The sequence below is a fragment of the Lyngbya sp. CCY1209 genome (assembly GCF_055795065.1).
The window spans coordinates 49,975-60,548 of sequence record NZ_JAYFER010000548.1 but is presented as its reverse complement, the minus strand read 5'-3'; the positions used below and the strand labels follow the sequence as shown (position 1 = coordinate 60,548).

Sequence of the window (10,574 nt, the reverse complement as noted above, 5' to 3'; positions counted from 1 at the left end):
TTTTGGGGGCTTTGATTCCGGGAAATTTTCTCGCCCCCAAACCGCCAATTTTGGGGGCTTTGATTCCGGGAAATTTTTGCGACTCATTTGACTATAGCAACCGCCCGGATTGTCGGAGGTTCCGACAATCCCTCAACCTCCCAATGATGGGGAGGTCAGAGTTGGCGGACGGTGGGAATTTCCAACGTCGAGACGGATTGACCCCTGAGAAATTGGCGGATATATTGGCCGACGATGACGGGCAATTCTTCCGGGAGGTTTTCCCCGCCGGCGTTGATGAAATGCAACTCGGATTTGGGGATGAGGGAGTTGTAAGTTTGGCTGACGGACTGGGCGATCGCATCATCGCGACTCCCCTGTAAGATCAGAACCGGAATCTTCAAAAAATCCAGGTGATCGTTGAGAAGTTCCGCCTTCAATTCTGGGGTGCGGCGGCGAAATAGAAATTCGCAGGAACTCGGCGATCGCAACATTTTTTCCCGCAGCTTAAAGCCGTCCGCGATCGCATCTCCCCGGCCCAACAAACGCAGGAACGGATGTGCCAATTTCAGCAAAAATGGAAAAATCGGCGGGTTAGCCGACAGCCAGCGCAGCCACCGCCATCGCCGTTGCAACCCTTCCACATTGACACCTTCCGGCGACAATAAAATTAACCCCTTCACCTTGTTCGGATATTTCAGGGCGTAACTGGCGGCAATCCATCCCCCGAGGGAGTGTCCGATTAAATCAACTTTCTCCAATTTTAAGGCGGCGACGTACTCCGCCAAATTTTCCACCCCCACCGCGATGGAATGGTGGATGTTGGCGGATTCGGACTCGCCGCAGCCGAGGCGGTCGGGCACACAACAATGGTACTCCGAAGCGAGTTCCTCGACAATCGGCAACCACTGGCTGCCATCCCGCCAGGACCCGTGCAAAAAAATGACATCGGGACCGGTCCCCACTTCCCGCCAGAAAATTTGTCCTTGGGATAATTTGACGCGAGAATGTCGCAGGGGTTCGGGGAGTTTGGACGGACTTTCAAACTCGGCGTAAGGAAAAGATCGATCGAACATAATCTTGCTGGGAGGTGCCGTGTAGATTGAATGGGATTAGATGCCCCGAGAAAAGACGTTTTCCCGAAAATACAGTCTCGGAAACTCAAAATCAGTAAAAAACCGATATTTCGGGATGAAATCCGGCTTTGAGAGGTTCCCGATCGCCCGATCGAAAAGGACTCGATCGAGATCGGGATTGGCCCAGTTTAAGCGATCGTCGTCCGTCCGTTCAAGTAGTCCCGGATCTGCCGTTCGTAGTCGTGGCTGAGGCGGTCCATCGGCAATGCGGCGGGTTCAAATGCCCGCACTTCTGCAATTTCTCGGGTATCCCGGATGTCAATTTTGCCGTCCACTTCCGCCGCCACCAGCACGCAAATGGAGTGCAGTCTCGGGTCGCGATCGCCGGCCGAGTACACCCCGACTAAACGCCGCAGTCGAATCAGTTCCAAACCCGTTTCTTCGATCAGTTCCCGCCGGACGGTGGTGGGAATATCCTCTCCCCAATCCACCATTCCCCCGGGCAGTGCCCACTTGCCGTTGTCTTTCCGTCGGACCAGGATAATCGTCCCGTCGGGCAAGATCGGAACGACGCTGACGCCGGTGACGGGGTGGCGAAAAATGATCCCCAAAACGGTCTGGCCGAACTGCCACCAACCTTTGATGCGGGTTAGCATCATGTTTGATATTTCTCCTTTATATTTGATCAGTTGAAAGCCCGTCAAGTTGCGGACAGGTCTTCCAGAATGGTCGTCGCGTGGGTGTCGGTTTTGACTTTCGGATAGATTTTCTGGATGAAGCCATCCCCATCAATTACGAAGGTTTTGCGGTAAATGCCCATAAATTCCCGCCCCATAAACTTTTTTAACCCATAACTGTCATAAAGAGCCGCAATTTTTCCATCTTCGTCGCACAGCAGGGGGAAGGGAAGGTCGTATTTGGCGACAAATTTCCGGTGGGATTTGGCATCGTCGGCACTTACGCCCAACACGATAATATCGCGGTTTTGGTAATCTTCGTGGCGATCGCGAAACCCGCAGGCTTCTTTGGTGCACCCGGGGGTATTGTCCCGGGGATAGAAATACAGGACGACGGTTTTTCCCCGAAATTGACCGAGTTGAACCGGGTTCCCTTCGGCATCGGGGAGGGTGAAATCGGGGGCGCGATCGCCGACATTTAGAGCCATCGGATTTGCAAAGGATTTGAAAAAACTGGGAGAACGCGGGGGCAACCTTCCGGATCGGCGATCGCCACCACCGTCCGATCATAATAACTGCCGCGGCCGTTTGTCACCGAAAATTCTCAAGCCCCGAGGGTCGAAGCCCAACCGTTGTGTGCTATCATTCACTAGCCCAAACGGTGCAGTCCACCATTTCGGGCCAATGCCGCCCGACCGGCCGCCCGAATGTCAGAATTGTACAGACGTTCAATTAGCTCCTCCACTTGTTGCCGTGTTACAAATGGGAACCTCTTTACTCCTGCGCTGGTTGCTCCCCAGTTTGGCGAGTGTATTTTTAATCGCATCTTCCGCCGAAGCTGCCCGAGTCCGCTCCTGGGAATTTGAAACCTCCCAAAACCGCCTGTCCTTCACCACCGATGGGGAGGTGCAACCCCAGGCACAACTGCTCTCCAACCCCACCCGCCTGGTGATCGACTTGCCCGGGACGACATTGGGTTCAGTCACCCGGCAGCGATCGCCGGGGGGCAACATCCGCGAAATCCGCTGGGAACAGGCTGACGCCGAAACCGCCCGCATCGTCGTCGAACTGGCCGACGGCTACACCCTCAACCCCAGCCTGGTGAGATTTCGGGGCATTTCGGCCAGGGAGTGGATGGTGCAGATCCCCCGCCCCCAGCGCACCCAAACCGCCCCAACTGCGGCTCCCCGGCCGGCTCCTCAACCCGTCTCTCAACCGGCTCGACAGACAGCCCAAAACACCGCCGCCCGCCCCGTCCCCGACTCGGCCGCCACCGTCCTCGAAGACGTGGAAGTGCGGGAGAATGGCATCGTGCTGCACACCAGCGGCCAGATGCCGCAGATCGAGTTCAAGCGATCGCAAGACGGAACCTGGATGACCGTGGACATTCTCGGCGCCAATCTGGGGTTGCGATCGAGTACCTACGGGCGCCAGGTCAACAAAGACGGCGTCAGTGTCAGCCAAGTCACTCAGCTTTCTTCCACCCCCCCCGTGGTGCGGGTGACCCTCAGTACCCCCAACGCCAACCAGAATTGGGAGGCCCGACCCGCCGCCGGAGGGGTGGCGATTTGGCCCCAGGGCGGCGTCCCCCCCGCCGTCCAGGTGAGTACGGGTCTGACCATCATCGAATCCATCGACCTGCAAAATCAAAATTACATCGTTGTCCAGGGCGACGGCCCCCTCAACTACACCCACGGCTGGGATTCGGAAACCGGAGCCTACGGCATCACCTTTTTCTCGGCCCGACTCGCCGACGGGGTACAATTGCCCCGGCGGGAGGTGGGCGGACCGATCATTTCCTCCCAGTTGCGCCAGGAAGATCCGGAAACGTTTACGGTCTTATTTCAACCGGCCACCCGGGTTCAGGTGGGGCAGATCACCCAAAATAGCCCCCAAGATCTCGCCCTGCCGATGGGCATCAACGTGGCATCCGTGACGCCGCCCCCCCCCAGCAATCCGGCACCTCCCCCGCCCCGCAACGACCCGCCCAGACCTCTATTGCCGCCCCGCCGAGATCCCCCCGCCAACCGATCGCCCCTGCCTTTCCCCCCCCGTCCCACGCCACAACCGCCGACGAACCGAATCCCCAACACCCGGGTCGTCGTCATTATCGACCCGGGACACGGGGGCAGCGATCCGGGCGCCGTCGGGGTCGGCGGCCTCCGGGAAAAGGATGTGGTATTCCCCATTTCCCAGCAGGTGGCGCAGATTTTGGAACAGAACGGCGTGCAGGCCGTGATGACCCGCCTCGACGATCGCACGGTGGAGTTGGAACCCCGGGTGGCGATGGCCAACCGCATGGGGGCTACCCTGTTCGTGAGCATCCACGCCAATGCCGCCTACCGCGCCGGGGCGACGGGGATCGAAACCTTCTACTACCAGAGCGGCTACAGCCTCGCTCAGTACATTCAAAACAGCATTTTGGCAAACTTCTCGATGACCAATCGGGGGGTGAAGCAGGCGCGATTTTATGTACTCAGAAATACCGCCATGCCGGCGGCTTTGGTGGAGGTGGGTTTTTTGACCAACAGCTACGATGCCAGCGTCCTCGCCGACCCGGGACAGCGCAGCCGCATGGCTCAGGCGATCGCCCAGGGTATCCTGCAATATATTAAGGCGGCGGGGTACTGATGTGAGGACGAAAGGCGATCGCGTGGGGGTGCCAAGTTTGCGCCCGACGATGCGATCGCTCCAAATCCCGTTCATTCGGACTCAAGATCGGTCAGGATTTGAGAGACGATCAATTTGATTGTGGGAAGATCTTGTCGAATGGTATCCCACAAAATTTGATAGTCGATCCCGAAGTATTGATGGATCATCTTATCGCGCATTCCAGCCATGCTGCGCCAAGGAACGGTCGGATAGCGATCGCGGATCGGTTGAGGAATGCTTTTAGTGGCTTCGCCAATAATTTCAATGGCGCGGGTGACGGCATAAAGGGTGCGTTTATCTTCTCGAAATTGTTCGTAAGTTAGGTCGGCGATAAACTCGTTTGCAATATCAATATTTTCGAGAATATCTTGCAGATAGTCGGTCGCGTCGCGAGTCATAGATATCGCACCTCGGCTAAAATTCGTTCGCCGATGCGGGGTTTGAGTCCGGTTTTCATCACCAGATCGACTTTCACCCCCAAGCGATCGCTCAGTCGGTTTTCCAGTTCGCAAAAAGTGAGAAGACCGAAGCGACGGTCGCGATCGAATTCGACCAAAAGATCGAGGTCGCTGTCGGGGGTTTGTTCGCCGCGCACGTAGGAACCGAACACGCCGATTTGGGTAATACCGTAGTTTTTTTTGAGTTCGGGCAGCGCTTCGTTTAAGCGTTCCAGAATCTGCTTCAGGGTGGGTGAAGGTGAGTTGGCGTTCACGAGCGATTGATTCCGTTCGAGATGGGCGATAAAATTTGATCTAGCGATGTGAAATGATGAGTGAAAACTACAGGGTAAGAGCCCCCAGGATTGGGGGTTTGGGGGCGCGACGATTTACAAATGGTTTCCGATTGCTATCTTTACAACCGCCCGGAAACCACTTCTTCCGCCAAGCCGAAAGATAAGGTCATCCCCGCGCCACTCAAACCATTGACGATGGTGACGTCCGGTTCGGGGCGGGCGATAAATTCCGTCTGTCCCGCCAGTTTCGCGTAGACGCCGTTCCAGGTTTCGGCGATGTCGGGGGAGGGGACGCGGACGAAGGTTTTTAAATAGTCCAAAATATGGTTATTGATTTCGGCGCGGTTGAACGGGTCGGGATTGAGTCCGTATTCGTGGGAGTCGCCGATGATTAATTCTCCTTTTGCATTTTGCGACATCATGACGTGAATTCCCCACCGAGGAAATTGGGGCGTTTCTCCCTTGATTCTCGCTTTCAATTCCGGCAAAGATCGGCAGTGGGCAAACGATTCATAATGGGTTAAAGTCAACCCCCCGCACAGGGCCGCACCGATGCGAAAACCGCCGGGTTGGGGGGCGGTTCGCATCATCTGCAATTTGACTTTCGTCAGGCCGCTGTCGGCGTAAATGTCGGGATAAAGGGTTTCAAAATCCGCGCCACTACAGAGGAAAATGCGATCGCCCTTCCAGACTTCTCCGCCGGCGACGACCCGGGCATCGGAAATCTCCGTGACGACCGTCCCGAAGTGAAATTTTACCCCGTATTTTTGATTGAGAAAACCGGGAATTTTGGCGATCGCTTCCCGAGGATCGACGATGATTTCCGTGGAACTCCACAACCCGGCCAGCAGCCCCTCCGTCCGCACCGCCGGACTCTTTTTTGCCACTTCATCGGGGGTCAATAGGGCGACGGTATCGGTTTTTTTACCCGCCGTTTCGACGAACTCTTCCAAGACGGCTTTTTCGTCGGGGCGGTAGGCGAGGTGGAGGGAACCGCAGGGATCTAAGGAAAATCCGGCTTGGCTTCCCACCTGCAACCAAATTTCTCTGGCTTTTAAGGCGCGATCGCGGCGTTCTCCCCGGGGTTGTCCGATCGGCCACAGCATCCCGAAGTTGCGGATCGATGCCCCAACTGCCTGCAAGTTGCGCTCGAAAACGACCACTTTAAACCCCCGTTTCGCCGCCGCCAAAGCGTGAGCTAAACCGACGATTCCGGCACCGATAACGATGACATCTGCGCGATTTTCAGCCATAATTTACAACCCCGAAATGATGTCTTTTAATTCCCACAAAGAATCGAGCAAGCCATGATTTGGATATCCTTGCAACTGTTCCCGGCTGTGGGTGCCGTTGGTGACGCCCAAAGATAACCGACAACTGGCATTCATTCCCGCCGCCAAGTCCGACGGCGTATCACCAATGACGATAACAGATTTCGGATCGCTGACGCCCACCTGATACATGGCTTTTTGGATCATGTAGGGGGCGGGGCGACCTTCTTGATTATAAATCTCCGAGGGGGTGACGGAAACCTGGATGGTGGATTCGTCGGAGCCGACATAGCGATCGCCCAATCCTTCATCCCAGCCCAGACGATTTAAAATGATATCAGTAACAGCTCGGTAAAATCCCGTATTCAACCCGATTTTAATTCCCCGAGATCTGAGCCAGTCAAACACCTCCAAACATCCTTCGGTGGGTTCCACGGGTTGCGTCCGGTAGTGATGTTCTAAAACTTGCTTGAAACGATGGTAGGACGCTTCGACGCGATCGCGATAGTCGGGATGGTCGCCGCCGATTTGTTGAGCCCACAGGGTTTCAAACACCCGGCGTTTCGTCCACCCCATCATGGAAACGATGCGATCGCTCTCTGCCTTGAGTTCGGTTTGTTTCGCTGCCTGGAAAAAGCAATCTTGAACTTCATTTTTATCTTTGACCGTCGTCCCCGCCATGTCGAAGACCGCCAGTTGAATGCCGGACATCTGAGTATTTAAAATAGCGTTTGTCAACAGCATAACATGGTGCGATTACCACCGGAGTTTAAAAAAAGATTAATTCCTTTGCTCGCTATAAAACGTAACCAAAACTCAAAACGAGGTTGAAATTTTGGTAAATTTATCCAATTTTTATTCTTCTTTGGAAGTCATTACAGTTCCTCTAATCCAGTCAATTACTTCCATTTTTATATCTTCTAAGGAATGAAAATTATAAATTACTAAGCTTGCGACTTTTTCCAACTCGCCTTTAACCTGATTCTCCGTCGAGTCCCATTCTAGATGCCGTTGATACTTGATCGAGTTTTCTTCTTCTCTTTTTAGCAATCGGGCTTCTCTTACCGTCTCGTCAACTTTGATAAAAATCAGATAAACTGCCACTGGAGCAGTTATTTCTCGTAAAGTATTGAGAACTTTGATATGCCGAATACCATCGATTATTACTGATTCTCTATGTGGCCAGTTGACCTGAGCCAGGACATCATAGCAAAATTGCTTTACATTTCGTTCTACCAAGTCAGCTCCAATCCTTTGCAAAAACTCTCGTGATTCCGGAAGTCCTCTCTGTCGGGCAACCAATCGAACGTAATCCCCAAAGCTGACGCGAGGCAAATTCAAATTTTCTGCAACTGCTTTCGAGATGGCAGTCTTACCACTGGCAATCCTTCCCGATAAAGCAATAATTATTGGTTCCATACTTCCTTAAGATTCAGTTCTAGCTGACCCGATGATTTGTGCAAGACGACCCAACCTCGGCGGTCGCGCTTGGTGAATTTAATTGGTTCTATAGCCTTTACATTGTTTACTCGCATTAGAGTTGCATAAGATGCAGCTTCTCGCGCCTTCCAAAATTCGGGATCTTGAGCGCATAGCGCTTGAGAAAATTCTTGTCGGATAGTGTGCCAAGATTGGGGATCGAGCTCATAAAACCAAACGTAAGAAATTTGGCAAATCCCCAAAATCGGACCGCTTGAGCGCTTCAGTAAAACAACATCACCCTTTTGAACTTTATTGTAAGGAGCAAAACGTCGGGTAGAAAATCTAGATTCCACTGTTTTCTTTCCCTCAAGAACAAACTGAAGATAAGGTTCTACAAAGATTGCCAGATGTAGTGAGAATGGAACCGCATCCTGAGACATCAATTGTTTCAAATAGTTTTCCCAAAAATTATCTCCTTGCACACCCAACAAGAGTTCATCAATCAGGGGCAAGAGCGAAGTTTGAATCATTCCAGCAATCTGCAAAGAGTAGGTTCTCCTTTTGTTCGGTGCTAATCAAGGTGAGAATTTGCTCAGTAGTTTCAGAGATGAGCTTCACTTCCTGAAGAGCCAGGGAGCGCCCCAGAAAGACTTTCACCGCCTCATAAGGCGAGAATCCATTCGATATCGCTTCAAGAATCTGCCAAAGTATACTTCTTCCGGAGCAACCGAAGATTCGATTTCCAGAAGTCCAGACATCAGCAAGCTTGCGATGTGGATCTCGACGGCTAACAGAAGTAAGTATATCATTGGGGACTACCGATTGCAGCCTCGGATCGACAAATTCTGTTTGTTGACAGGGACGAACCCGAATTTTAACGCCGAGAAGGTTTACCTCCAGCCAATCATGGTCCCGGATATCAATATTTGGGCGGGAGACGTTGGTCAGACGGGTTCGTGAAAAAATTGCTAAATTTCCATGACGCCAGCTTTCCCCGACGCTGGGGAGGCCGGCCGCTCTAAAAACGTTGCGTTCAAAAACTGGAGTTAGATATGAAAGCGCCAACTTCTCTAGTTGAACAAGCTGAAGCCCAAGATATTCGGCCCAAGCTACCGTGCTTTCCCACTCTCGTTCAATTCCGGGCCGGGTACCTACCGGAGGCAAGCAGACCAAAATATACCCATTCAGGCAGCAAAGCTGACTGGCAGCCCATAAAAATGATTTAATGTGTTCGGGATACCAGGGAGGATCTAACATTACAAAAGAAGCACATAAATCGGGCAAATCATCTTTCAACAAGTTGCATAGAATAACTTGAAAACCAGATGTTTCTAAGGTCAGGTAATTTGTCATGGTTAAATTTGCCTCCAGCAGTATCATTTGTCGCCGATAGGTCGTCCTCGTACCCGCTCGAAACAAACTGGGCGTGCCAAGTAATGCTACAGTCTCATTTGGTGCTGTAAACTTCTCAGAAATTTTTAGTATATAGTCCGCCGTTGCATCGGTAAATCGCCAGTCAAAATCGAGTGGATGCGGTAATGGCAACCCTGTTTGATAATCAGAGTAAGGTGGTTGACCGAACTCCCGTCTCGTTGGGTTAACTATTCGATTCAGCAGGTTTTGAGCTGTCGCCGAACTCTTACCAAGTTTCTGCAATGCTTTGAAGGTAAAAATTGGGTCAACGCTGGGAAGTGTCTTGAGAAAATGAATGATTGGTGGCGGATCGGGTTGATCTAGATACAGGTCAATCAACTGTGATGGACTGATCCAATCGGAGTATTTAGGATTGGCAGCAAGCAACTCAAATGGAACATAACAGTACCAACATCGCCAATTGCACGCCGCATTTTGAAAGACTTGTGCACGTATCATGTCAACTTTTGGCAATCCCAAAGCTTTACAGGCGGGGTCAATTGGCAGCGGGTTGGGTGGAAATAAATTGCCACTTCGCCTCTGGAAATGCCTGATTCGTCCGAATCCATGACAGTTAGAAGGCTCTGTAAAATCTTGTTCTTGATGAGTATTATGAAAATTTGTGATCAGGAGACGTTTATTAATGATGTCAGCAGATGCAGCTCGATAGTGTGCCGATAAAGTGTCTGTATTAATCGTCATTTGAGCGATCCTCACTTTTTTTTGATTTTTTTTTACGAATGGGTGGAATGTATTCACCACCCTCTGTCAGAAGTGGAAATCTCTCCCCGATGTAACGCATTCCCAGTTTGGTCAAGTAGTCAATTTCTGCTTCTGTCATATGGCGATCGCGAGGGATTCCGTACCAGTATTCAGCACATTTGCGACAACAAGATGCCGTCCCGTGTTGGGCAAAGTGAACGGCGTTGGGTTGATTTGAAGTTTCTCCCGGAGTTTGGCGACCGTCATATTTCCCTTCCGGCGGAGCAATGTACTTGCGAATCCGTTTTTCAATTGCTTCCTTCATTTTCACTGTTCCTTTTCTACGCGCATAATTTTGAACTTTTTCAGGAATTTCATTGGTCCAGTAGTGTTTTCTGATCAATTCGTTTTTGAGCGCCGCTACAATATACTCAATATCTCCAGAGTCGCATTTATGAATGCGTTCCCAATCAAAAGGAGCATCCACCTGACAAGAGCGACATTTTCCAGCCGAATTGTTGACCTTCTTTCTAAGATCAGGTTTAAAGCAGTGCAATCCATTCTTGCAATCCGAACTCGTACAAGTAATCTTTTTTTCACTTTCGAGCGATTTAATTCTGTCTTTTAAAGATCGCTTCTTAGACATAAA

12 protein-coding genes are annotated in these 10,574 nt (G+C 51.7%); 1 reads left to right on the top strand and 11 read right to left on the bottom strand.

Translation table 11 applies throughout. The features are described from left to right. Positions 1-155: 155 nt before the first annotated feature. The 3 genes from AC0QHF_RS19190 to bcp form a co-directional block, all read right to left on the bottom strand. Positions 156-1,055 (bottom strand): alpha/beta fold hydrolase, encoded by a 900-nt coding sequence (locus AC0QHF_RS19190; RefSeq protein ID WP_324705844.1) that lies wholly within the window; start codon positions 1,053-1,055, stop codon positions 156-158. A 188-nt stretch (positions 1,056-1,243) separates the two neighbouring features. Beyond that, complete coding sequence (locus AC0QHF_RS19185; RefSeq protein WP_324705847.1) at positions 1,244-1,711, bottom strand: NUDIX hydrolase; 468 nt, start codon at positions 1,709-1,711, stop codon at positions 1,244-1,246. A 44-nt stretch (positions 1,712-1,755) separates the two neighbouring features. Beyond that, complete coding sequence (gene bcp, locus AC0QHF_RS19180; RefSeq protein ID WP_324705843.1) at positions 1,756-2,220, bottom strand: thioredoxin-dependent thiol peroxidase; 465 nt, start codon at positions 2,218-2,220, stop codon at positions 1,756-1,758. A 274-nt stretch (positions 2,221-2,494) separates the two neighbouring features. Between bcp and AC0QHF_RS19175 the strand changes: the two genes are divergently transcribed. Beyond that, positions 2,495-4,363 carry an N-acetylmuramoyl-L-alanine amidase gene (locus AC0QHF_RS19175; protein ID WP_324705842.1) on the top strand — a complete coding sequence of 623 codons (1,869 nt, stop codon included), beginning with the start codon at positions 2,495-2,497 and terminating at the stop codon, positions 4,361-4,363. Positions 4,364-4,434: 71 nt separating this feature from the next. Here the strand turns inward: AC0QHF_RS19175 and AC0QHF_RS19170 are convergent, their stop codons facing one another. The 8 genes from AC0QHF_RS19170 to AC0QHF_RS19135 form a co-directional block, all read right to left on the bottom strand. Further along, a complete protein-coding gene (locus tag AC0QHF_RS19170; protein WP_324705841.1) occupies positions 4,435-4,782 on the bottom strand; it encodes a HepT-like ribonuclease domain-containing protein in 348 nt (115 codons plus the stop codon). Continuing rightward, positions 4,779-5,096 (bottom strand): nucleotidyltransferase family protein, encoded by a 318-nt coding sequence (locus AC0QHF_RS19165; protein WP_324705840.1) that lies wholly within the window; start codon positions 5,094-5,096, stop codon positions 4,779-4,781. Before AC0QHF_RS19165 ends, AC0QHF_RS19170 begins: the two co-directional genes overlap by 4 nt. A 140-nt stretch (positions 5,097-5,236) precedes the next feature. Further along, positions 5,237-6,370: a TIGR03364 family FAD-dependent oxidoreductase gene (locus AC0QHF_RS19160; protein WP_324705839.1), complete on the bottom strand. Its 1,134-nt coding sequence runs from the start codon at positions 6,368-6,370 to the stop codon at positions 5,237-5,239. Between the two features lie 3 nt (positions 6,371-6,373). Then, positions 6,374-7,132 carry an HAD family hydrolase gene (locus tag AC0QHF_RS19155; RefSeq protein WP_324705838.1) on the bottom strand — a complete coding sequence of 253 codons (759 nt, stop codon included), beginning with the start codon at positions 7,130-7,132 and terminating at the stop codon, positions 6,374-6,376. 111 nt (positions 7,133-7,243) lie between these two features. Then, positions 7,244-7,807, bottom strand: a complete 564-nt coding sequence (locus AC0QHF_RS19150) for an AAA family ATPase (protein ID WP_324705837.1) — start codon at positions 7,805-7,807, stop codon at positions 7,244-7,246. Then, positions 7,795-8,340, bottom strand: a complete 546-nt coding sequence (locus AC0QHF_RS19145) for an ASCH domain-containing protein (protein ID WP_324705836.1) — start codon at positions 8,338-8,340, stop codon at positions 7,795-7,797. Before AC0QHF_RS19145 ends, AC0QHF_RS19150 begins: the two co-directional genes overlap by 13 nt. Then, entirely contained in the window at positions 8,309-9,925 is a 1,617-nt protein-coding gene (locus tag AC0QHF_RS19140) for a hypothetical protein (RefSeq protein WP_324705835.1), read from the bottom strand. The genes AC0QHF_RS19145 and AC0QHF_RS19140 overlap by 32 nt, the downstream gene beginning before the upstream one ends. Continuing rightward, positions 9,915-10,571, bottom strand: coding sequence for a DUF4186 family protein (locus AC0QHF_RS19135; RefSeq protein WP_324705834.1), 657 nt, complete (start codon positions 10,569-10,571; stop codon positions 9,915-9,917). The genes AC0QHF_RS19140 and AC0QHF_RS19135 overlap by 11 nt, the downstream gene beginning before the upstream one ends. Between the last annotated feature and the right edge of the window lie 3 nt (positions 10,572-10,574).